The sequence below is a fragment of the Glaciibacter kafniensis genome (assembly GCF_039538945.1).
GTDB lineage: Bacteria > Actinomycetota > Actinomycetes > Actinomycetales > Microbacteriaceae > Cryobacterium > Cryobacterium kafniensis.
In genome coordinates, this window is sequence record NZ_BAABCN010000017.1 from 79,819 (window position 1) to 102,514 (window position 22,696).

Genomic DNA, 22,696 nt, shown 5'->3' on the forward strand with positions numbered 1-22,696 from the left:
TCAGCCGACCAGGGATGGCGATTCTGTGTGCCGTCGGACGGAACTCCCCTCGCGAGTTCCGCATCCGCCATCGTTCACACAATCCCTCACCCTGGAGTACTCCATGACTACATTTCTCGTCACCGGCGCAACCGGTCGCCTCGGCGGCGCCGCGCTGCGCGGCCTGCATTCTCACGTGTCGTCCAGCGACATCCGCGTGCTGGCGCGCACCGACCACGACGCAGCCCGGCTGTCAATGAATGGCGTCGCGGCCCACCGCGCCGACTATTCCGAGCCCGCCACGCTGCGCGACGCCTTCGTCGGCGTCGACCGCCTGCTGTTCGTGTCGAGCCCGATTCTCGACCCGGTGGTGCGCAGCAGCCAGCATCGGGCAGTGATTGAGGCGGCGATCGTGGCCGACGTCGGCCACGTCGTCTACACGAGTGCGATGGGAGCTCCGCATGATCCAGGGCATACCACCGCCGAAACAGCGCTGGGCGCCAGCGGGCTGGGCCACACCATCCTGCGCAACGGGCTCTACACTGATCCGTTCGTTGCCCGTGCGATCGAGGACTCCCGAACTGGCGCGGTACGCTCGGCCAGCGCCGGAGGCTCGATCGTGACCACCTCGATCGCGGATCTCGCTGCGGCGGCCGTGACCGCCTTGATCGACCCGCCGAGCAAAGTGATGTGGGAGTTGCGCGGGCCGGCCTGGACCTTCGACGAGATGGCCTCGACTCTCTCGCGGCTGACGCACCAACCGATCCGCCACGAACTGGTGACCGATGCGGAGACTGGTGCATTCAGCGTCTTGTTTCCGCTGATCCGGAGAGGTGTTTTCTCGGCCGAAACCGCTGACCTGAGTGAGTTGCTCACACGGGAGCCACAGGGCATCGAGGCGGTGGTCGCCGAGCAGCTGCGTTCGCGGGGATAGCGAAGGAGGGAGGCGGGCTCGTGCCATTGTGACGTCGCCTTAGGTTAGGCATGCCATACTTAGGTCATGCTTACTTCGACGGTCACTGAGCTCGCCCCCCGCCCGACGAAGCCCAGCTACCGCCCGTACAGCGTTTCGGTTGCCGGCATCCAGCGTCTGTCAGACTCGTTCACCCGGGTGACCTTCAGCGGTGCCGACCTCAACGAGTTCGGCACGGTCGGCCTCGACCAGCGCGTCAAAGTCATCCTCCCGTTGCCGGGCGTCGGGATCTCCCCGCTGCCCGACGACGACACCTGGTACGACGCCTGGCGCCAGCTTCCCGACGCGGCCCGCAACCCGATTCGCACCTACACAGTGCGCGCCGTGCGCCCGGCAGTGCGCGAGATCGACATCGATTTCGTCATGCACGGCGACGGCGGTCCTGCCTCGCGATGGGCCGGGAACGCGACAGTGGGGCAGCAGCTCATCGTTGTCGGGCCCACCACCGGGGGAGAGTTTCCCCGTTCCGGCGTGGAATGGAATCCGGCCGAGGCGAACACGCTACTGCTGGCCGGCGATGAGACCGCAGCGCCCGCGATTTGCGCCATTCTCGAGTCGCTGCCGGCCGACGCGTGCGGCACCGCGATCATCGAGGTGCCTCACGCCGCTGACGCCCTCGAGACGGTCGCTCCGGCCGGAGTGCAGGTGACCTGGCTCGTTCGGGATGCCGCCGCAAGTGTTCACGGCTCGGCCCTCGATGCCGCGGTGCGGGAGTGGACCTCGAGGTTCATCAGTAGCTCGCGGGTTGTCGCCGCGACCGAGCTCACCGACGTCGACGTTGACACCGAGATTCTCTGGGAGATTCCCGACGCCCCTGTCACCGACGCAGCATCCGCCTCTGCCTCTGCCTCTGCCTCTGCCTCTGCCTCTGCCTCCGCATCCGCATCTGCCTCAACGGATGTGGCCTCAGGCCTCTACGCCTGGCTGGCCGGTGAGGCCGGAGTGATCAAGATGCTGCGCCGGTTCCTGGTCTCTGAGACCGGAATCGACCGGCGGCAGGTTGCCTTCATGGGCTACTGGCGTGCGGGCCGCGCCGAACTCAACTAGCGCATTCCACCGGCGATCAGTGCTCGACGGCGATCACCGAACTCCCGCGCTTCACCACCTCCAGATTTTCACCTCCAGCTTGTCAACGAAAGGACCTCCTGTGCCCAGGAACACACTCACCCGCCGAATGAACGCCGGGGCTGCCCTCGCCGCCGCTGCCGTTGCCGCGCTGGTTTTGGCCGGCTGCTCCACCGGACCGACGGCTGACTCCACGGCGGATGCCTCGGCCGATGGGTCCTTCCCCGTCACCATCGCCAGTTCCCTCGGCGACGCCGTGATTCCGGCAGCGCCCGAACGCATTGTGACGATCGGCTGGGGATCGGCGGATACCGTCGTCGCACTGGGCGAGACGCCCGTCGGCGTCGAAGCAGCCACCTGGGGCGGCGACGAAGACCTCTACTTTCCGTGGGTGCGTGACGCCATCGAGACATCCGGTGCCGACCTGCCCGAGACGTTCAATGTCTACCCCGAGGTCGACGTCGAAGCGGTCCTCGCGTTGAAGCCCGACCTCATCCTGGCCCCGCAGTCCGGCATCACCGCTGAAGACTTCTCGACGCTGTCGGCGATCGCGCCGACGGTGGCCTACCCCGGCGAGGCGTGGCAGACGAGCTGGGATGACCAGATCAGCATCATCGGCACGGCGCTCGGCAAGAGCGCGCAAGCCGACGACTTGATCGACGGCATCTCGACCCAACTCGCCACGGCTGCCGCAGCGAACCCGGAGTTCGCCGACCTCAGCTTCGCTTATGTCTACACGGCAGAACCCGGCCAGCTCGCCTTCTACCAAGCCGGCGACCCGCGTGTCGACCTGGTTTCGGGCCTCGGGCTGACGCTTGACCCGGCCGTCGCCGCCGTTCCGCTCACGGCCGGCACCTTCGCGTCGACGGTGGGCCTCGAACAGGCCGACCTGCTCAACGACGCTGATGTGCTCTTCACCTGGTTCAACGACGCCGACAACCAGAAGGCGATCGAGGCGCAGCCGCTCTTCGCGCAGATTCCGGCATTCGCCAGGGGCTCCTACGTGCCCAACGTCGACAACCAGCTGGCGATGGCCTCGAGCCTGCTGACCCCGCTGAGCGTGCCGTGGGCACTCGACGCGTACATTCCGATGATTCAGGATGCCGCAGCGAAGGTCGCGAAGTAACGGCCAGGCCGCACCTCCACGAAGCACTATGACTGACACCACGTCACTCGATCGATCCGGCGCAGCAACCCCTGCGCCGGATCGTCGCGCACGCGAGCGTCGCCCGCGCCGAGTGCCGAAACTCGGCCTGGCCGCCGGGCTCGTCGTGCTGGCAGTGGTGCTCGTCGTCGTGATTCTGCTCAGCCTGGCGATCGGCAACAAGTACGTGCCGCTCCCCGACGTGATCGGCGCACTCTTCAATCCGGGCGACACGTACGCGGATACCGTCGTCGCCAGCCGCATCCCGCGCACCCTGCTTGGTCTCCTGGCCGGGGCGAGCCTCGCCGTGGCCGGCGCCGTGATGCAGGGCATCACGCGCAATCCGCTGGCCGATCCCGGGCTCTTCGGGGTCAATGCCGGGGCGGCGGCGGCCATCGTCACGGCATCCGCTTTCTTCGGCGCAGGTTCTGCGGCAACCACCGTCTGGGTGGCCCTGCCCGGCGCCCTGATTGCGGTCGTCGTCGTGTACCTGCTCGGTTCGGTGACGGGGAGTGCAACTCCCGTGCGCCTGGTGCTCGCGGGCGTGGTGGTGGGAGCGGTGCTGGCCGCCTACATCCAGGCCATCACGCTGAGCTTTCCGAAGGTCTTCGACAGCTACCGGTTCTGGGTGATCGGTTCGCTCGCCGGCCGCGACCCGCACCTGATCGTTGACGTGCTGCCCTTCGTGCTCGTGGGCCTGGCCCTCGCGCTCGGTCTGGCCGGGTCGCTGAATGCGCTCGCGCTGGGCGACGAGACGGCGAGCGCGTTGGGCGCGCATGTCGGGCGCACCCGCATCCTGGGGGCGATCGCGACCACACTGCTCTGTGCAGCGGCCACCGCCGCTGTCGGCCCGATCGCCTTCGTCGGCCTGGCCGTGCCGCACATCGTGCGGTCGGTGACGGGCAGCGACCACCGGTGGTTGCTGCCATATTGTCTGCTGGCCGGGCCCGCCCTGCTGCTGCTCGCCGACATCCTGGGCCGGGTGATTGCGAGCCCCGCCGAGCTCATGGTCGGCATCATCACCGCGTTCGTCGGTGCCCCCATCCTGATCGTTGCCGTGCGCCGGATGAAGGTGCGCGCATGAGTGGAGCGTCACGAGTCTCGCACGAGCGGATGCCGTCACCGCTCCAGAAACAGACGCGGGCAGAGGCCCCGTCGCAGCGGCAAGCCTCGCCCGCCCGTGAGTCGACACTACGCATCGGCAGCTGGCTGAGCCTGCGGGTGCGGCGTCGCAGCTTGATCATTGCGGCGCTTCTCGTGCTCGCGATCCTCATTGTCGGGGTGCTCGCCCTCACGCTGGGCACGCTCGGCGTCTCGTTGCCCGGCCTGGCGTCTGCGCTGTTCGGGCAGGCGACCGGCACCGATCAGATCGTGCTCGGCGTCATCCGCGGACCCCGTCTCGTGGTGGCCGTTGCAGCGGGCGCAGCATTCGGTGTGGCCGGAACGCTGTTTCAGACCGTCACCCGCAACCCGCTCGGCAGCCCGGATGTCATCGGCCTCACCTCGGGGGCGGCCGCCGGTGCCGCCGCGTTCGGCGTGATGTGGACCGGCATCGTGCCGCTGCCGGTCGGCGCGCTCATCGGCGCCTGTGTCGCCATGGCACTGGTCTACTTCGCGACGGGAACCGGCTTCGCCTCGCCGACACGCATGCTGCTGGTCGGCATCGGAGTCTCGGCGATGTCGCTGGCCTTCGTGCAGTTCGCCATCGCCCGCACGGGCCTCGAGCAGGCCACCATGCTGGCGTCATACCTCAACGGCAGCCTGGCCTCACGCTCGTGGGAGCATGCGGCGATCATCGGAGGCGCTCTTGTCGTCTTGCTGCCGCTGGCGCTACTGCTGAGCGGTCGTCTGCAGCTGGCCGAGATGGGCGATGAGCAAGCGGATGCCTTGGGCGGCAGGAGCGCCGGCACCCGTCTGCTCAGCATCCTGACCGGTATCGGACTCGCAACGGCCGCCGTGAGCGTGGCGGGCCCCGTCGCGTTCATTGCTCTGATCGCCCCGCAGATCGCGAAGCGGCTCACGCGGGCACCCGGCCCGAACGTGGGGCTATCGGCCTTGGCCGGAGCCCTGCTGCTGACGTTCGCCGACCTGCTCGCCCAACAGTCGCCGTTCCCCGTGCAGCTGCCGGTCGGCATCCTCACGGCGGCGCTCGGTGGAATTTACCTCGGCTGGCTGTTGCTGGGCGAGTGGAAGAAGGGAACGGTCTAGTGGCCACGTCACGACTCGCCGCAGAGCACCTGCGCCTGGCCTATGACAAACGGATCGTCGTCGACGACCTCAGTGTCGACATCCCCGACGGCGGGTTCACCGTCATCATCGGACCCAACGCGTGCGGCAAATCGACACTGCTGAAGGCGCTGTCGCGCACCCTCAAGCCCGAGGCCGGAACGGTGCTGCTCGACGGGCAACCCATCGGTTCATACCGCAGCCGTACTGTGGCACGGGAGCTCGCGATGCTGCCGCAAAGCCCGATCGCGCCCGAAGCCATGACGGTGAAAGACCTCGTGAGCCGCGGACGATACCCGCATCAGGGGCTGCTCCGGCAGTGGTCGTCGGCCGACGAACGTGCAGTGGCGGCGGCGCTCGAGTCCACCGGCATCTCGGATCTGACGGCGCGCTTCGTCACCGAACTCTCCGGTGGGCAGCGCCAACGCGCCTGGATCGCCATGGTGCTGGCCCAGGAGACCGAGCTGCTGCTGCTCGACGAACCCACCACCTTCCTTGACATCGCACACCAATACGAGGTGCTCGAACTGTGCGGGAGATTGCACAATCAGGGACGCACCCTCGTTGCCGTGCTGCACGACCTCAACCAGGCGGCGCGCTACGCCACCAACCTCGTGGTGATGAAGGCAGGGCAGATCGTGGCAACCGGTGCCCCGCAAGATGTCGTGACGGCCGAACTCATCGAGGATGTGTTCGGGTTGCCCTGCGTGGTCATCACCGATCCGCAAGCCGGAACCCCGATGGTCATCCCGCGCGTGGCACGGCCCGTGTTGCGATAGTCAGCTTCACCGGTGGTCGAGGAGCGAGCGCCAGCGAGTGTCTATGAGGTATATGACCGTTTCGTTGATCGAGGAGCAGCCGACGCAGGAGGCCGCGTCTCGAGATCTCGCGAGCCAATCCTCGGACTTGGGTTGCGTTTGAACGTCGACTCACGAGGTCTCGAGACGGCCGCGGGCGGCCTCCTCGACCAACGAAATGGGACCGCCTTCGATCACCGAGAGGGACCCCGCGCACTCAGACCAGGAAGCGCATCGAAATCGCCCGTGATCAGAGCCTCGCGCTTGCGTCGTGACCAATTCTGAACCTGCTTCTCCCGAGCGAATGCGTCGTCAATTCGGTCGTACCATTCGGCATAGACAAGTTCGACGGGCCGCCGCCGCGTGTAAGCCGCTCCGACGCCACTGGCGTGCTCAGCGACTCGACGCTCCACGTTCCACGTGCTTCCGACGTAGTAGGTGGCATCTGCGCACCGCACGATGTACATGTAGGGCATGCCCGTGAGTGTGACGGATGCCGTGGCTTCCTGCTGGAGTTCTCCACAGGCGCTTCGGTGGTCGAGGAGCGAGCGCCAGCGAGTGTCTCGAGACCTCGCGAGCCGATGTTCGAACGCAACCCGAGTTCAAGGATCGGCTCGCCGGGTCTCGAGACGCGCGCTCCTGCGTCGCGTGCTCCTCGACCAACGAAATGGCCCATATACCTCATAGACGCGGCCTCCTACGTCGCGTGCTCCTCGACCAACAAAATAGACAGCCGCCTAGCGCAGGTACCCACCCTTTTCGAGACCGGCCTCGATCTCCCAGCGATTCTTCAACGGGTTGCGCCCGGCGATCAGATAGAGCAACGGAAACACCATGCCGTACCGCTGCCACTGGCGTTTGTGCACTGCCTCATGCTCAAGAATGTCGTCTGACACATTCTGATTGGTGAGGTAGCAGCCGCCCACGCACGAGCCGCCGCGACCGAACGCCCAGGTGGGCATCCCGCGAAAGACGATCAATCCGCCGCGCCGTTCAACTCGACCGGTGCTCCAGATTGAGCCCCAGACGATTCCGACGGCGGTGGCGTAGAGGTAGCCGGCCCGGCTGAGGGGGGAGTCGAAGAAGATGCGGCGCACGCTCCCAGCGTAGGCGGTCGAGACGGATGCCCGCGGCTCGTTCGCCCGCGTTCGCGGCTGGCGCACAGCCGGGCTATCCGACGTTCCCGCCCGCCTGCGAGATGTCAGGCGCCCGTCGGCCGACCGTACTCCTCGAGTAGCCGCAGCCAGACCTCGCTCAACGTCGGATAGCTCGGCACCGCGTGCCACAGCCGCTCGAGCGGCACCTCCCCGACCACGGCAATCGTGGCGGCATGCAGCAGCTCCGCGACATCCTGCCCGACGAAGGTCACCCCGATCAGCACCCGGCGATCCTCATCGACAATCGCCCGCGCATGCCCGACATAGCCGTCGGCGAGCACTGTCGCACCACCCAGCCAGCTGAGGTCGTAGTCGAGCACACGGATGCGATAGCCCGCCTTCTCGGCAGCCGCTTGGGTCAGCCCGACGGAGGCGATCTCTGGGTCGGTGAATGTCACCTGCGGAACAGCACTGTGATCGGCCGTCGCGACATGCGCGCCCCACGGAGCGTCGTCGACCCGGCGTCCGGCCGCCCGCGCCGCGATCACATCTCCGGCCGCCCGCGCCTGGTACTTGCCCTGGTGAGTGAGCAGCGCCCGGTTGGTGACATCGCCCACCGCGTAGAGCCAGTCGCCGGCGAGGGCGGGGGAGTGACCCTGCACGAGCAGCGTGTCATCGACCTGCAGCCAGTGGCCGGGTGGCAGGCCGACGGTTTCCAGGCCGAGGTCGCCCGTGCGCGGAACCCGGCCGGTGGCAACGAGAAGTTCGCTGGCCGTGACGGTGCGTCCGTCGCTGAGGATGACTGCGATGTCGCCGTCGAGTGTGCGGGTTGCGGAGTTGGCGCTGACTCCGGTGAGCACCGTCGCGCCATCGCGTCGCAGCGCTTCGGCGACGAGTTCGCCGGCGAAGGGTTCCAGACCCGACAGAAGCTGCCCACGGGCGATGACCGTCACCGTCGAACCGAGCGCGGTGAATGCCGTCGCCATCTCGGTGGCCACGGTGCCACCGCCGATGATCGCGAGGGTGCGCGGCACGACCTGCGCCGAGGTCGCCTCCTTGCTTGTCCACGGCTCGACTTCGGCGAGACCAGGGATGGCGGGCATCAGCGACGCCGAACCGGGGCAGAGCGCGACAGCGTGCTTGGCTGTCAGAACAGTTGTCGAGCCGTCCGCTGCGGTGACCGTCACCTCACGGGTGCCCGTGATCCGACCATGCCCGCGCACCAGCGCGATGCCCGCCGACTCCAACCAGTCAACCTGACTCTGATCAGACCAGTCGTGCACGATCGTGTCGCGCCGACTGAACGCGGCCATCGCATCCAGCTGCCCGGTGATCGCCTCGGCGGCCCCCTGCACGCGGCGGGCTGCGGCGAGTGCCGTTCCGGCCCTGATCAATGCCTTCGACGGCATACACGCCCAGTATGAGCAGGCTCCACCGACGAGTTCACTCTCGACGATGACGGCGGTCAGACCACCCTGCACCGCGCGGTCTGCGACGTTTTCGGCGGATGTCCCGCCGCCGACGACGATGAGATCATAGGTCTGTTCTGGCATGTCGACGCCTTCCGATACGTTTCACCCACGTAGTGGCTGTGCGCGGTTAGCCTACGCCTCTCGATCCAACAGCGTCCTCAGCGCGTCAGCGAACCGATGATTCGCAACACATTCGACAGATCGTCGGTCGCCGCCTCGGGGGAGGCAGGGGCGAACCCCGCGATCGTCGCACCGGCCAGCCCGAAGTGCGCGCGCAGCCCTGTAACGGCAGAGGTCAGCGCCTCCACGCTGATGCCGAACGGCAGCGGGTTTGCCAGCCCGTTCAGCTCTGCCGGATCGAGCACGTCGAGGTCGATGTGCAGATAGACCTGCGTGGCACCGGTGTGACGCACGGCCTCGACGAGGGCGTCGGCGGTGCTGAGATCTTCGGCGTCGATCATCGCAATCGAGTGCGTGCGGATCAGCTCTGCCTCTGCCGCGTCAATGTCGCGAGTGCCGGCAAGCACGACCCGGTCGAGGGGGATCGCGGTCGAGGTGCCGAGCGCCAAACCATTGGCTCCTTCGCCGCTGATCGCCCGCAACACCATGCCGGTGAATGCGCCAGAGGGTGACGACGCCGGCGTGTGCAGATCGGGGTGGGCATCCAGCCACACCACGGCGACGTCGCCCGGATGCTGCCGCGATGCGTGTTCGACAGCGGCGAGCGACACCCCGCAGTCACCACCGATCGTCAGCGCCCAGTCGGCGCTCGCGCGAAGCACTGCCGCCTGGGCATTCCTCACCAGAACGAGTGTGGAGAAGCGGTTGATTCCGGTGTCTTCGGCGTCGCCAGCCTCCACCGGAACTGCGACGACGACGGTGGCTGAGGTCGGCAAATCGCCTCGAATCGCCTCCGCCCCGTCGGCCAAGCGCATCGCGCGCGGAGAAACAGAACCTTGCCATTGCGGCACGACAACGAAGGTGGGAGACACCCCTTCAGTATGCTCTTAGAACTCTGCGCAGCGCCATTACGACATGTCGCGATAGCGCTGGGCAGCAGCGACGGCGGTGCGCAGTTCGTCGAGTGTGAGCCGCACTCCGTAGCCGGGGGTGTCCCGCTGAATGCGCCAGCCCTCGGCGAGTGGGCCGAGATCGAGCGTGTCGAATCCGAACTGGTTGAGCAGCGCCGAGGCGGCGTGACGCGCCGCGGCGTCGTCGCCGGCGACGACCAACGCTCGCCGATTCGGCGTGCCGGCCGGGCTGCCATCCGTCAGCAGGTCCGACGCGTAGATGTGGTTGAACGCCTTGACCACATGCGAATGCGGCAGATGGTTCTGCAGCAATTCGGCGGTGGTCGACGATTCGTCGTCGAGCTCCGCGATCGCTCCGTCGCGCTGCGGGTAGTAGTTGTTGGTGTCGATCACCACTTTGCCGGCGAACGCCGCAGCCGGAAGCTCTTGAATGCGACGCAGCGGAATCGTGACGATCACGAGGTCGCGGGCCGCGGCGGCATCGGCAGCGGTCGCCGCTCGCGCTTTCGGACCGAGCTCTGCCACCAGGTCGCCGAGGGTCTCCGGACCACGTGAGTTGCTGATGACCACGTCGTAGCCGCTGGCCACGCCGAGTCGTGCGAGTTGGCTGCCGATGTGCCCGGCGCCGACGATACCCAAAATTGTCACGCTTGATCAAACGACGAAGGCCGGCGGGATGTTCCCGCCGGCCCTGAAAACACACCGCGCGTTGGCGTTGCGAAGCGACGACCGTCACAAACGGATCGCGTGCTACTGACCGATCGCGTGCTACGAACCGATCGTGTGCTACGAACCGATCGCGCCGGCCGAACCGGGGTTCTTGAGAGCGGCCAGGCGGGCGTCCACCTCGGTCAGCTCGCCCAAGTCATCGAGGCTTTCGAACTGGGCGTCGAGGCTGGAGGCCGCGAGCTCGCTGGCACCGCGAACCTTGGCCTCTTCACGACGGATTTTGTCTTCGAACCGGCTGACCTCGCTGGTCGGGTCCATGATGTCGATGCTCTTGACGGCGTCCATCACCTGCGTCTGAGCCGCAGCCGACTTCGAACGCGCGACGAGTTCATCGCGCTTCGACGCCAGCTGACCCAGCTTGGTCTTCATCGCGTTCAGGCCGTTCTTGAGCTGCTCGACGACCGCAGTCTGCGAGGCGATCTGCGGTTCGGCAGCCTTCGCCTCTTTCTCGGACTGCAGCTGGCGGCCGAGGGCCACCTTGGCGAGGTTGTCGAACTTGTCGGCGTCGACGGTGTTGCCTGCGGCACGCAGTTCGTCGCCCTTGCGGCTCGCGGCGAGGGCCTTGCCGCCCCACTCGGTGGCGGCTTCGATGTCTTCGCGGTGGTCGTCCTCGAGCAGGCGCAGGTTGCCGATCGTCTCGGCGATCGCGCTCTCGGCGTCGGCGATGCTGCTGGTGTAGTCGCGCACCATCTGGTCGAGCATGAGCTTGGGGTCTTCAGCGGAATCCAGAAGTGCGTTGATGTTCGCCTTCGCCAGCTGGGAGATGCGGCCAAAGATTGACTGCTTTGCCATTTCGGTGGTGTCCTTTCGAGTGGATGTTGCGGTGTGCGTTTCGTTCATACGTGTGTGTCGGTCGTGTGGTCGATCAGATGTGAGGGTCGGAGTCAGCCGGTCATGGACAGTCTAGAAACGGCCGCCACCTCCGCGCCGGGACCGGGTGCCGCCGCCGCCGAAGCTGCCGGCACTGCGGGAACCACCGCCGCCTGAGCCTCCGCCTCCGCCGCCGAAGATGCTGCTGCCACCACCGCCGCGCGAGCCGCCACCCCCTCCGCCGCCAAGGATCGAGTTGAGCAGGATTCCGCCCAGCACGGCGCCCATCGCGCCATTGCCGCCACCCGAGCCGCCCATGCTTCCGCTCGGACCGCCGCCGAGCAGCCCGCCGAAGCCGCCGCCGTTGACGGCGTTGAAGCCGTTCACGTCATTTTGGGCGAGCCGAATGGCTTCGGCCGCGAGTGCATCGGCGCGCTGAGCGGCGGCGAGAGCGTTGGCCGGATCCGTCGCTCCGAGCGAGTCCGCTTGCACGACAAGTCGGCCCGCCTCGGCCAGCCGGGTGCGCGCCTCGGCGCCGACGGCACCACGCCGGGCGGTGATGAAGTCTTCGGCGGCGGAGACCTGGCTGCGCGCGGCGAGCAGGGTCTGGCTGAGGGCGGCCTGCGCGCGCTGCTTCTGCACCGCGGCCTCCCGCACGCCGTGCAGCGCAGCATCCACCGGCTCGTTCGCCGCCTCGAGGGTCTGCACGAGCTCGATCGGGTTGATCGGCCCGTCGGCCAGGCGCGCCTTGACGGCGGCGAGGGTCTGTTCGGTCTGCGCGATCACGGCGGGCAGGCTGGCCGATGCCCCGTCGCCGACCGGGAGCCCCCGCGCGGCGACCAGGTCGGTCTCCAAGTCGGTGATGGCCGGGCCGACCGTCGCGGCGGCCCGCCGCAGGTCGGCGCCCAGACGATCGACGGCATCCAGCAGCAGAGAAGCCTGGTCGACCGACTCCTCAGCCGCACGGATGCCGACGGCCGCGGCCCCGGTGTCGCCGGCCGCCAGTCGGGTGTTGGCTTCGGCCAGGGCCGCCCCGGCAAACGTCACGCGTTCCCGCGCCTGGGCGGGGTTGTCGGCGACGGTGGCGATGCTGCTCGCGGTGTAGCGCGCGGAGAGATCGGCCAGGCTCGCTTCGGCGGCTGCAATGCGCGCCTCGGCGGCGGCGGCGGCCGCGGCGACGGTGGCCGCGACCTGCGGAGCGTTCTTTTCGAGCTGACGCAACGCGTCGAAGTCGTCGGCCTGCTCGTCGAGGGTCGCGTTCGCCTTGCCGCAGAGGTCGAGAATCTCGGCGTACCAGGCGCGCTGCTGCTCCTCGGAGTCGGGCTCAGAATCGTCGAGTTTCTGCTGCAGGGTGAAGGCCTGGCGCAGCAGGGCCGTCGCCTCGGCCAGCGCCGCCTGAAACGCGGTGGTCGCCGCCTCGCCATACTGAGCGACCGCGAATCCGAGCTCCTGACCACTGGTCTTGATCGCATCGTCGGTTTGCACGAGCGCGCTGCCGGCCTGCTGCTTGAGCTGCGGCGTCGGCACCGACTGCACGGCGGCGGGGCCACCGGCGGCTCCCACCTTCTTGCGGCGTCGGCGCACCGCCAAAAAAATGATCACGCCAATGGCGGCGACGACGATCAGAATGCCGATGAACACTCCGAAACCGCCCCCACCAGTGCCGGGGTCCGCCTTTCCCGGAGTGATCTGCGGGGTAGTCACGGCCTGCCCCTGCAAGCTTTGAGAGAGGCCGTTCGCGGCCCCGATCCCGGCGCCGGCCCAGTCGTTTTCACGCAGGGGCGGCTCGATGGCGACCGATTCGATCTCGCTGAGCTGGGCATCCGTCAGTGTGAAGTTCGGCGAAACCGAGAGCTGGTACTGCCGGTCGCCTGTCGCGACGGCGAGCAGTACGTCATTGGTACCGAGACCGTTGTCGTCGGCGGTCTGGTCGGCCCAGGCCTCGCGATCGTCGACGCCGGTGAAGCTGTCGACGTAGGCGATGAACAGGTCGGTGCCGGTCTCGTCAGCCAGCTTCGTGATGGCAGCGGCGACCTCGCCCTCACGATTGCCGAGCGCGCCGGTTTTGTCGACAATGTGGCTCGCGCCGAACGTGACAGGGCTCTCTGCATATGCGACCGTTGGAACCCCCACCGCCAGCGCGCCCACCAGAAGTGCGGCGCCGAGCTTCGACCATGCGTGCATGTGCCTGCCTTCTCACGAGGATCCGTTGAGCCGAGCTTAGGGCGCGCGGGATTGCCAGTCTAGGAATGTGGTGTGAACGCCGGTTGACGCTGTCAGGCGGCGCGCAAGTCGATAAAATCCGCGCATGGCTCTTCGAATTCACCACATAGTTCTTGATTGCGTCGATGCGTCGCGGGTTGCCACCTTCTGGTCTGAGGTGCTCGGCCGCGACGTTCTGCCCGATGCGAGCGCGGATGCCGCGTTCATCGGCGCAGGGGAGGCGGGGGAGCCCGGCTGGTTGTTCTTCAGCGTTCCCGAGCCGAAGACGGCGAAGAACCGGATGCATGTCGACTTCGAGTCCGCTGACCGGGACGCCGAGGTGGAGCGTCTTCTCGCGCTCGGGGCGACGCGGGTGGCTGACCACGACGAGTGGGACACGCGCTGGACGGTGTTGCAGGATCCGGAGGGCAATGAGTTCTGTGTGTCGCAGCGGCCGGCGGGCGACTAGGCGTAATCCTGCCTCGTTGATCGAGGAGCGCCCGACGGAGTCGGCCGCGTCTCGAGATCTCGTGAGCCGACGCTCAAACGCAACCTAGTTTCAGAGATCGGCTCGCCAGATCTCGAGCGTCGGGGCTGCTACGCAGCATTGTGGTGGACGAATTTGACCATTTCGTTGGTCGAGGAGGCCGCCCGCGGCCGTCTCGAGACCCCGTGAGCCGACGTTTGAACGCAACCCGAGTTCAAGGATTTGCTCGCGAGATCTCGAGACGCGTGCTCGCAAGCTCGCGCGCTCCTCGATCAACGAAAAGGCCATATACCTCATAGACACGTGCTCGCAAGATAGACACGTGCTCGCAAGCTCGCGCGTTCCTCGATCAACGTAAATGGTGATCTTCGTTCGTCACCGTGCCTCGACACTCGCGCCGGACATCCGTCGAAACCCGCCCCCTACGCGGTAATCCGCGCCACGCTCTCCAACAGCTCGTTGCGCACCTCGGTCACGAGCAACTCCCGCGCGCCGGTCAGAATCGGGTTGCCCGTCACGGTGCTCGCCGCCACCGCCGGTGCCCAACGGCTCGAGCCGCGGATCTCCTTCGACACCAGCTCCGCGAGCTCATCCCCGCCGGCACGGCAGGTCGGGCCGCCGAGCACGACGAGTTCAGGGTCGACGACGGCGAGCAGCGGAATCACGCCGAACGCCACCCGGTAGGCCAGCTCATCCAGAATCGCACCGCGGGCGGGGCTCGTCGGCAGCGCATCGAGGATGCTCGCCAGCGTGCGCCCGTGCATGCCGTGTTCGCGGGCCAGGCGCACCATCGCCTTGCCACCCATCACGTCCTGCAGGTCGCTGACCGGCCGGCCATCGAGTCCGGTGAGCGCTTGCGGAGCGGGAAGAAAGCCGATCTCACCGGCGCCACCGAACGACCCGCGGTGAATTCCGCCGTTCAGGTCAAGCGCTGCGCCGAGGCCGTTGCCGAGCCAGAGCAGGGCAAAGTTGCTCGCCGATGAGGCCGCCCCGAATGCACGTTCGGCGACCGCGGCGAGGTTTACGTCGTTGTCGACCTGCACGGCGACGCCGAGTTCGTCTTCGATGATCTTGCGCACCCCGCTGCGTGGCCAGCCCGGTAGCGTTTCGGTGAACAGGTGATCGTCGTCGAGTGTGTCGAGGTAGCCCTGCACGCCGAGGCAGACCGTGCGCACCGACGCCGGGTCGGCGCCGCTCGGAGCGCACGCCGCCTCGATGGCCGCACGCACTTCGTTCACCGCGTTGCGTTCCGATGCATGGGCCGGCAGCGCAATCTCGACGGTTTCGTGGTCGGTGCGGATGGCGTCGACCAGGCAGGCGCGCATCCGTTTCGCGTCAATGTCGATGGCGACGCCGAGCACGCGGTCGGCGCGTGCCGCGTAGGTGACCGAGGGGCGGCCCTGGCCGCCAGTGGCTTCGCCGTCGATGCGGATCAGCCCGGCCTTCTCAAGCCGGGTGACCACGAGGGATGCGGTCGGTTTCGACATCTCACCGAGTTCGGAGATGCGCACGCGGCCGAGCGGCCCGTGCTCGAGCAGAAGCGAGAGGGCGGTGCGGTCGTTCCAGGCGCCGAGCCAGGCGGGGGTGCCGGGGGCGGAGTTCGCTGCCATGAACCCTCTCTTGAGTGCTCCTGAGCGCGGTCAGAAACGGTACTGATGTCGGAGTGATGAATGTGGGCGCTCTTCGTGGGAGCGCAGTCAACAATCTAATCGTTTGGCGCGGTGGGGCTGAACTCGACACGGATGGGCGCGGTCTGATTCGTGGGCCGGCCCGGGCGTGGGGAATCCCCGCTGGCGTGCGACATCGCGCGCGCCCACGGGGATTTCCCACGCCGGAGTGACGGCAGCGGTGACGTAGCGCTGACACACACAGTTACATTTCGTAAGAGGGCGCAATCAGGCATGCAAGTCGGGCTTCGGGATGCGTAGGGTGGGCTGATCGCGGCGTGCCCGAGTGGTCCAAGGGGTCGGTTTCATACACCGGATGTCGCAGGTTCGAATCCTGCCGTCGTGTCAATTCCCTCCTGTACGGGTACCGAAATCAGGAGTGGAGGTGTGTCGTCCGGTGAATGCCCGCGGATTCCGGGCCGCGGCATCCGCGACACGCACTCCACTCCTGATTTCGGTCCCGCCCGGCCGCCGGGAACCCCTGTCCATCAACGGATGCGCTTGCCTCACGCCCACATCGACGGATGTGCCCCCTCGGTGATTGAGGAGCGCCCGACGGAGTCGGCCGCGTCTCGAAATCCCGCGACCAGGTCTCCGGACTCAACCCACGCCCTCTCCGCGGTGGGACCGCGTTCAGGAGTGGAGGTATGTCGGCCGGGGTGCGCCTGCGGATTCCCAGGCCGCCGCATCCGCGACACGCACTCCACTCCTGAACCCGGTCCCGCCCGACTCGCACTCGCGCCTCGCGATGGACGCGCCCACCTCGGTGATTGAGGAGCGCCCGACGGGGTCGGCCGCGTCTCGAAATCCCGCGACCAGGTCTCCGGACTCAACCCACGCCCTCTCCGCGGTGGGACCGCGTTCAGGAGTGGAGGTATGTCGGTCGGGGTGCGCCTGCGGATTCTCGGGCCGTCGCGTCCGCGACACGCAATCCACTCCTGAACCCGGTCCCGCCCGACTCGCACTCGCGCCTCGCGATGGACGCGCCGGCCTCGGTGATTGAGGAGCGCCCGACGGGGTCGGCCGCGTCTCGAAATCCCGCGACCAGGTCTCCGGACTCAACCCACGCCCTCTCCGCGGTGGGACCGCGTTCAGGAGTGGAGGTATGTCGGCCGGGGTGCGCCTGCGGATTCTCGGGCCGTCGCGTCCGCGACACGCAATCCACTCCTGAACCCGGTCCCGCCCGACTCGCACTCGCGCCTCGCGATGGACGCGCCCACCTCGGTGATTGAGGAGCGCCCGACGGGGTCGGCCGCGTCTCGAAATCCCGCGACCAGGTCTCCGGACTCAACCCACGCCCTCTCCGCGGTGGGACCGCGTTCAGGAGTGGAGGTGTGTCGGCCGGGGTGCGCCTGCGGATTCTCGGGCCGTCGCGTCCGCGACACGCAATCCACTCCTGAACCCGGTCCCGCCCGACTCGCACTCGCGCCTCGCGATGGATGCGCCGGCCTCGTTGATTGAGGAGCGCCCGACGGGGTCGGCCGCGTCTCGAAATCCCGCGACCAGGAGGTCTCCGGACTCAACCCACGCCCTCTCCGCGGTGGGACCGCGTTCAGGAGTGGAGGTATGTCGGTCGGCTTGCGCCTGCGGATTCTCGGGCCGTCGCGTCCGCGACACGCAATCCACTCCTGAACCCGGGCCCGCCCGACTCGCACTCGCGCCTCGCGACGGACGCGCCCACCTCGGTGATTGAGGAGCGCCCGACGGAGTCGGCCGCGTCTCGAAATCCCGCGACCAGGTCTTCGGACTCAACCCACGCCCTCTCCGCGGTGGGACCGCGTTCAGGAGTGGAGGTATGTCGGCCGGGGTGCGCCTGCGGATTCCCGGGCCGTCGCATCCGCGACACGCACTCCACTCCTGAACCGGACCATCTCGTTTGTTGGTTGCACTCGGCGAAACTCCTCACATCGCCCTGCGAGCGAGTGCCGTTCCTAACCTCGGAGATTCTGCAAAATCATGCCATTTCAGCCTTGAATCGCGCCGAATTTCGGAGAATCTCCGAAGTTGCGAACGCGAGTGCGGGGAGGGCGCAGCTGGGCCTCAGAAACAGCGCACGGAATCCAGCGCGCCGCTCAGCTCCCCGCAGCCGCCTCGCCTGCGGCGCCCCTACAGAACCCGCAACCCCACACTCGTCACGATCGACTCCCGCTGCCCGCCCGAGTGCACGACGTGCGTGCCGTCCACCGTGAGCTGACTGGCGTGACAGCGCAACGCACGCGTGACCGTGTCGAGCCGGTCGTCGAGCGCAAACCACTCGGTGTCTGTCACCGGCGCATGCAGAATCTCCGCAAACCTCACACCCTGCGCGCGACTTGCCGCAATCGTCGCCTCATGCACCCGCACGTGATCCGGATGGCCGTAGCCGCCCTCGTCGTCATAGCTGATCACCAGCGACGGCTGCAGCTGCTCGATGAGCGCCGCAACATCGGCGGCGACCTCTGCGAGTGGCGCTGTCGTCAGCGCATCCTCACCCGAATCCTCAGCAGGACCGGCAACACCCGGCCGGATCCACTGCATCCCCGAATCGCGATAGAGGCGCGGAGCCAATCCTGCAGCGCGCGCCGGGGGAGTGCCGAGCCAGAACCGCTCGGCGACACCCAGCGCATCCGTCGCGCACTGCAACTCCTGCTCCCGATGAGCGGTGAGCGCATCGGTGCCCTCGAGGCCCGACAGCGGGCCAGGCACGACCTCGCCGCGCTCCCCGCGTGAGGCGGTGAGCAGCGTGACCCGCACCCCGCGCGCCACCAGCTCCGCGATGAGCGCCCCGGTCGAAATTGTCTCGTCGTCGGGATGCGCATGAACGAAGAGAACGGATGCGAGCCCGTCGAGAATGCTCACGAACGCGACTCCGCATCGGTCGATGACGGGTCGGTGTCGCCAGCCGACCCACCGTCATCAGCCGAACCCTCGGCCCGCAGCAACCCGCGGTACACCTCAAGCAGCGTTTCGGCCGACCGAGTCCAGGAGAACTGCTCGGCCCGCTCGCGCGCTGCCAGCGACAGGCGCCGCGCCGTCTCGGGATTCGACACGATGTCGGCGATCGCCGCCGCCCACACCGCCGGATCCCGCGAGTCCAGCACCATTCCGGTCACGCCGTCGTCGACGGCCTCACGCAGCCCGCCGGATGCCGCGGCCACGACCGGAACACCGCTGGCGGCCGCTTCGAGGGCGACGAGCCCATAGGTTTCCGAGTGCGAGGGAACCAGCACCAGGCGGGCACCGCGGAACAAATCCGCCAAATCCACCCGGGACTGCGGGCCGACAAAACGCACATGCTGCAGTACGCCGAGCTGGGAGGCCAACTCCTTCAACTCATCGACGTAGCCGTCGAAATCTGCCGAGGCATCGCCCGACACCAGCAGGTCGGGCCGCATCTCGTCGGGCACCGCCGCGATCGCTTCGATGGCCAGGTCGATCCCCTTGAGCGGCTGCAACCGCGCGGCCACAACGGCGTAGCCGCGGCCCTCAGCCTGACTCGTGGCGAGGCCCTCAGCATCCGCTTGATCCGCGACCAAATCAGGAGCCAGCCCAGCGTCCAAGCCAGAGCCGGATTCAGCGTCCAAGCCAGAGTTGGACCCAGCGTCCAGCCCCGCAGCGAACCTAGAGACGCCCTCGGCCGCACGCACGTCAGAGTCACCCGCGTCGGCGTCAACCGCCGCCGGATGAAACAGCACCCCGTCAATTCCGGGCGGCACAACAGTAATCCGTTCCGCCTGCCCACCGAGCCGCGTCACGATGGTGCAGGCCTCCGCCTCACTGATCGCGACGACCGCATCCGATTCCCGCGCCAACCAGGCCTCTCCGGCCATCCGCCCGGGCGATTCCGGTCGTTCGCCCGCCGAGAGCGGCGTCGACAGGTCGGCGGCAATGCTGTGAAAACTTTGCACATGCGGCGTTCCCCAGTGCTGCGCGAACGGCAGCCCGGCCATGCCCGAAAACCAGTGATGCGAATGCATGACGTCATACGGGCCGAGCGTGCCCATGCGCATCCGAAATTCGTCGATGAATTTCTCGTGGTCGCCCTTCGGCACGGATGCCGCCGGCCCGGCACTCAGAAAACGCAACGTCACGCCCGGTGCCAGCTGCATCTCGGCCGGTTGCTCTGGCGACGAGCGTCGCGTCAGAATCTCGACCGAATGCCCCAGCGCCCCGAGCGCTTCGGCCTGGTGCCGCACCACCACGTTCATGCCGCCGGCGTCGCCGGAACCCGGCTCAGCGCCAGGGGAGGTGTGGAGGGAGATGAGGGCGATGCGGAGTGGATCTGAAGAAGGTGGCACGCAAAAAGCGTAGTCCTCAATAGAGGGGACAACGAGCGGGCCGCTCCCTGTGCCCAGGCGTTCGCCCCCTCAATCGCACTCGAAAGCGCGTTGTCACCGCCGAAGACCAGGCGCCAGACCTGCCGGTGGATGATCTCGACGATGAAGAACCGGCCGTTGCCGACCCCGACGCCCGCGACGACAGAGCGGGGGTATGTTCAACACTGTTTTCAGCGGCAATCGAGCGCAACGAGAAAGGTCACCATGTCCAATCCAGTTGACTATTTCGAGATCGGCTCACCCGACCCTGAGGCCGCACGAGCCTTCTACTCGGGGCTGTTCGATTGGGAGATCGGGCCGCCGTCTGCCGCCAGGTACAGCACGATCAATACCCAGGACGGTGGTTTGTGGGACACCTCCGAGATGGGTGGCGGCTCCTGGGCGATCTTCTACGTGCATGTCGACAACGTCAGTGATGCGCTCGACAAGGCTGTCGCGCTCGGAGCGACGGTGGTCATTCCGCTGGTCAACAACGGCCAGATCGAGTTCGCTCATCTGCAAGACCCACTCGGCAACCGATTCGCAATCTGGCGCCCGAACACGCCGAACGCCTGACGTGCACACGCCGGAGCGCCGGAGCGCCGGAGCGCCGGAGCGCCGGAGCTGAGCGTGTGGACTCTTCTTGCTGACGATCAGCGGGTTGTAGACGCGCGAATCACGAGTTCGGGCGCACGGGCGTAGTCGGTTCACGCTGGATGACGCGGCTGCCGATAGTCTCGTTGCGGTGGCTTCAGGCGATCCACTCGGATTTCTGGCCGGCGTCCCTGCGCTTGCCGCGCTGGCCGAGTCGCCGAGGTTCGTTGACGCCTACCTCACGGCCGTCGTCGAGCTTGAGACGGGCACGGTCGACGATCTTCTTGCTCAGTTCACGGCGCCGAATTCCACGCCGACCACGGTTTGATAAATGTAACAACGAGGGATAAAACACTGATGCCCAGCACTCGCACCACGGTTCGTTCTGACCTCCAGGGCCTCCCGGCGCTCGACGTTGTGGTCATTGGAGAATCGCTCGTTGACGTTGTCGAGCGGAATGGTCGCACCGAGGTGTTGCCCGGAGGCAGCCCGCTCAATGTCGCCGTGGGTCTCGCCAGACTCGGCCGAGAGACCGCCCTCGTGAGCAGACTCGCCGACGATGAGAACGGCCGAATTGTGCGTCGGCACCTCGACGAGTCGCACGTGCGGCCCGACTTGATCGCGCTGTCGTCGCGCACGTCATCGGCGCGCGCGACGCTCGCCGACGATGGCAGCGCGACGTACCACTTTGACATCACGTGGGAGCTCGACGAAACCACCGCGCTCCCGGCCTGCCGCCTGGTGCACACGGGGTCCATCGGCTCGTGGATGGCACCGGGCACCGACCGGGTGCACGCACTCCTCGCCGCTCGGCCCACAGGGGTGATCGCGACGTTCGATCCGAACATCCGCCCCTCGCTCATCGACAACCGGCAGGCCGCTGTCGCGCGCATCGAAGAGCTGGCCTCACTCGTCGATCTCGTCAAACTCAGCGACGAGGATGCCGCGTGGCTCTATCCCAAAGAATCTCCGGAAGCCGTTCTTCGGCGTCTGCTTGATCTCGGACCGGCCGTCGCGGTGATGACGCAGGGGGGAGCGGGCGCCCTCGCGCTCTCCGCCGGCGCGCGCGTAGAGTTGCCCGCTGCAACCGTCGACGTCGTTGACACGATCGGCGCGGGCGACGCCTTCATGAGCGGACTCATCGACGCGTGGCTCGCCGCGGATCCCTCCGTCAACCGCACGAGTAGCGCAGCCGTGCAAGCGCTGCTCGGTCGAGGCATGGCCACGGGAGCGCTCACTGTCGCGCGGGCGGGTGCGAATCCGCCGTGGCGCCACGAACTTGACGCCTACGACAAATAGCAATTCGTCATCAGCAGTGCTGGTAGACGTACCCGTCGGTGCCGCGCACGGTCAGATTGTGATCGCGCAGCATCAGGCTCTCGGGTCGGTCGCCGCTCGCGCACACCTCCGCGAAGGTCGCCGGCACGTCATCCGCATACTCGACATCGATCACATGCTGCCCGTACGCGTCGGTGTAGCTCGCGCACTCCTGGTACCGAAAACACTCCTCGGCGACAGCGAAATCGAAGCCGATCGATGTGGCGCCCTCCGCGGCCAGATCGGGCGCATTCTTCTGCCCGGCGGCGAGACCCGCGGTGTGCGCGACCGCCACCAGATCTGTAGCGAACGCCACGGCATCCGCCTGGGTCAACGCTCCGGCTGAGCGCGTATACGAGTCGAAATTGTCGAACTCCACCGCCTGAAAACCATCCGAAGCACAGCCACGGATGCTCTCGGCCAAGGCCTCAGAGAGCTGGTCGCGGTTCGCCGCGGTTGAGATATCAAAGAGGTACTCGTCGGGCCAGCCGGGGTCCGCGAGCGGCGCACCGGAGGCATCCGTCAGCAACAGCTCGCGCGGCCACTCGGCGCCTGGCTGGCTCTGAAAACCGTTGAGATAACAAATGGAGTACAGCCCGGCGGCCGGCGTTTCGGTGCTGTCGCGCGCGACGATGCGCACCTCCGGTTCGAGGGAGTAGGAGCCGCCGAGCTGATAGTCGGCGACCCCGCCCGCGGGCGGCAACACGATGTCGCTCGCGCCGGCGCTGCACCCGGTCAACAGAGCGATTGCAAGAATTCCGGTGGCTGAGGAGGCCCGCCACGGCCGTCTCGAACCCCCGCGAGCCGACCT

At 67.3% G+C, this 22,696-nt stretch carries 21 protein-coding genes and 1 tRNA gene; 11 read left to right on the forward strand and 11 right to left on the reverse strand.

The annotated features are described in order from the left end of the window. The first annotated feature begins 103 nt into the window (after positions 1-103). The 6 genes from ABD791_RS19150 to ABD791_RS19175 all read left to right on the forward strand — a co-directional run bounded on the left by ABD791_RS19150 (position 104) and on the right by ABD791_RS19175 (position 6,166). A complete protein-coding gene (locus tag ABD791_RS19150) occupies positions 104-913 on the forward strand; it encodes an NAD(P)H-binding protein (protein ID WP_345069481.1) in 810 nt (269 codons plus the stop codon). A gap of 66 nt (positions 914-979) precedes the next feature. After that, the gene (locus tag ABD791_RS19155) at positions 980-1,999 is read left to right on the forward strand and encodes a siderophore-interacting protein (protein ID WP_345069482.1); all 1,020 of its coding nucleotides are present in this window, start codon (positions 980-982) and stop codon (positions 1,997-1,999) included. A 100-nt stretch (positions 2,000-2,099) separates the two neighbouring features. Continuing rightward, positions 2,100-3,143, forward strand: coding sequence for an iron-siderophore ABC transporter substrate-binding protein (locus tag ABD791_RS19160; protein ID WP_345069483.1), 1,044 nt, complete (start codon positions 2,100-2,102; stop codon positions 3,141-3,143). Positions 3,144-3,171: 28 nt separating this feature from the next. Further along, on the forward strand, positions 3,172-4,245 hold the full coding sequence (locus ABD791_RS19165) for a FecCD family ABC transporter permease (RefSeq protein WP_345069484.1): 1,074 nt from the start codon (positions 3,172-3,174) through the stop codon (positions 4,243-4,245). Beyond that, positions 4,242-5,369, forward strand: a complete 1,128-nt coding sequence (locus ABD791_RS19170; protein WP_345069485.1) for a FecCD family ABC transporter permease — start codon at positions 4,242-4,244, stop codon at positions 5,367-5,369. Before ABD791_RS19165 ends, ABD791_RS19170 begins: the two co-directional genes overlap by 4 nt. Beyond that, the gene (locus ABD791_RS19175) at positions 5,369-6,166 is read left to right on the forward strand and encodes an ABC transporter ATP-binding protein (protein ID WP_345069486.1); all 798 of its coding nucleotides are present in this window, start codon (positions 5,369-5,371) and stop codon (positions 6,164-6,166) included. The genes ABD791_RS19170 and ABD791_RS19175 overlap by 1 nt, the downstream gene beginning before the upstream one ends. Positions 6,167-6,378: 212 nt before the next feature. Here ABD791_RS19175 and ABD791_RS19180 read toward each other — a convergent pair whose 3' ends face one another. The 7 genes from ABD791_RS19180 to ABD791_RS19210 all read right to left on the reverse strand — a co-directional run bounded on the left by ABD791_RS19180 (position 6,379) and on the right by ABD791_RS19210 (position 13,507). Further along, complete coding sequence (locus ABD791_RS19180; protein ID WP_345069487.1) at positions 6,379-6,660, reverse strand: GIY-YIG nuclease family protein; 282 nt, start codon at positions 6,658-6,660, stop codon at positions 6,379-6,381. A 261-nt stretch (positions 6,661-6,921) separates the two neighbouring features. Continuing rightward, positions 6,922-7,281, reverse strand: coding sequence for a Fe-S oxidoreductase (locus ABD791_RS19185; RefSeq protein WP_345069488.1), 360 nt, complete (start codon positions 7,279-7,281; stop codon positions 6,922-6,924). A 104-nt stretch (positions 7,282-7,385) separates the two neighbouring features. Beyond that, positions 7,386-8,834, reverse strand: a complete 1,449-nt coding sequence (locus tag ABD791_RS19190; protein WP_345069489.1) for a dihydrolipoyl dehydrogenase family protein — start codon at positions 8,832-8,834, stop codon at positions 7,386-7,388. A gap of 77 nt (positions 8,835-8,911) precedes the next feature. Continuing rightward, positions 8,912-9,745 (reverse strand): arginase family protein, encoded by an 834-nt coding sequence (locus ABD791_RS19195; protein WP_345069490.1) that lies wholly within the window; start codon positions 9,743-9,745, stop codon positions 8,912-8,914. Between the two features lie 36 nt (positions 9,746-9,781). After that, the gene (locus tag ABD791_RS19200; RefSeq protein ID WP_345069491.1) at positions 9,782-10,432 is read right to left on the reverse strand and encodes an NADPH-dependent F420 reductase; all 651 of its coding nucleotides are present in this window, start codon (positions 10,430-10,432) and stop codon (positions 9,782-9,784) included. 138 nt (positions 10,433-10,570) lie between these two features. Beyond that, positions 10,571-11,305 (reverse strand): PspA/IM30 family protein, encoded by a 735-nt coding sequence (locus ABD791_RS19205; protein WP_345069492.1) that lies wholly within the window; start codon positions 11,303-11,305, stop codon positions 10,571-10,573. Positions 11,306-11,416: 111 nt separating this feature from the next. Beyond that, positions 11,417-13,507: a TPM domain-containing protein gene (locus ABD791_RS19210; protein ID WP_345069493.1), complete on the reverse strand. Its 2,091-nt coding sequence runs from the start codon at positions 13,505-13,507 to the stop codon at positions 11,417-11,419. A 124-nt stretch (positions 13,508-13,631) separates the two neighbouring features. On the opposite strand from ABD791_RS19210, the gene ABD791_RS19215 reads away from it, so the two are divergent. Continuing rightward, on the forward strand, positions 13,632-13,994 hold the full coding sequence (locus ABD791_RS19215; RefSeq protein ID WP_345069494.1) for a VOC family protein: 363 nt from the start codon (positions 13,632-13,634) through the stop codon (positions 13,992-13,994). Between the two features lie 440 nt (positions 13,995-14,434). Here ABD791_RS19215 and ABD791_RS19220 read toward each other — a convergent pair whose 3' ends face one another. Next, a complete protein-coding gene (locus ABD791_RS19220; RefSeq protein WP_345069495.1) occupies positions 14,435-15,622 on the reverse strand; it encodes an ROK family transcriptional regulator in 1,188 nt (395 codons plus the stop codon). A 329-nt stretch (positions 15,623-15,951) separates the two neighbouring features. Here ABD791_RS19220 and ABD791_RS19225 point away from each other — a divergent pair. Then, positions 15,952-16,025, forward strand: a tRNA-Met gene (locus ABD791_RS19225). A gap of 1,760 nt (positions 16,026-17,785) precedes the next feature. Here the strand turns inward: ABD791_RS19225 and ABD791_RS19230 are convergent. Together ABD791_RS19230 and ABD791_RS19235 are read right to left on the reverse strand one after the other, a co-directional pair. Continuing rightward, on the reverse strand, positions 17,786-18,517 hold the full coding sequence (locus ABD791_RS19230) for a PIG-L deacetylase family protein (protein ID WP_345069496.1): 732 nt from the start codon (positions 18,515-18,517) through the stop codon (positions 17,786-17,788). Beyond that, entirely contained in the window at positions 18,514-19,956 is a 1,443-nt protein-coding gene (locus ABD791_RS19235; protein WP_345069497.1) for a glycosyltransferase, read from the reverse strand. The genes ABD791_RS19230 and ABD791_RS19235 overlap by 4 nt, the downstream gene beginning before the upstream one ends. Positions 19,957-20,199: 243 nt before the next feature. Here ABD791_RS19235 and ABD791_RS19240 point away from each other — a divergent pair, with 243 nt between their 5' ends. The 3 genes from ABD791_RS19240 to ABD791_RS19250 all read left to right on the forward strand — a co-directional run bounded on the left by ABD791_RS19240 (position 20,200) and on the right by ABD791_RS19250 (position 21,867). After that, positions 20,200-20,550 (forward strand): VOC family protein, encoded by a 351-nt coding sequence (locus ABD791_RS19240; RefSeq protein ID WP_345069498.1) that lies wholly within the window; start codon positions 20,200-20,202, stop codon positions 20,548-20,550. Positions 20,551-20,719: 169 nt separating this feature from the next. Continuing rightward, positions 20,720-20,896 (forward strand): hypothetical protein, encoded by a 177-nt coding sequence (locus tag ABD791_RS19245; RefSeq protein WP_345069499.1) that lies wholly within the window; start codon positions 20,720-20,722, stop codon positions 20,894-20,896. A gap of 29 nt (positions 20,897-20,925) precedes the next feature. Next, positions 20,926-21,867, forward strand: a complete 942-nt coding sequence (locus tag ABD791_RS19250) for a carbohydrate kinase family protein (protein ID WP_345069500.1) — start codon at positions 20,926-20,928, stop codon at positions 21,865-21,867. A 10-nt stretch (positions 21,868-21,877) separates the two neighbouring features. On the opposite strand, the gene ABD791_RS19255 is transcribed toward ABD791_RS19250, so the two are convergent. Next, positions 21,878-22,624 (reverse strand): endo alpha-1,4 polygalactosaminidase, encoded by a 747-nt coding sequence (locus tag ABD791_RS19255; protein ID WP_345069501.1) that lies wholly within the window; start codon positions 22,622-22,624, stop codon positions 21,878-21,880. Between the last annotated feature and the right edge of the window lie 72 nt (positions 22,625-22,696).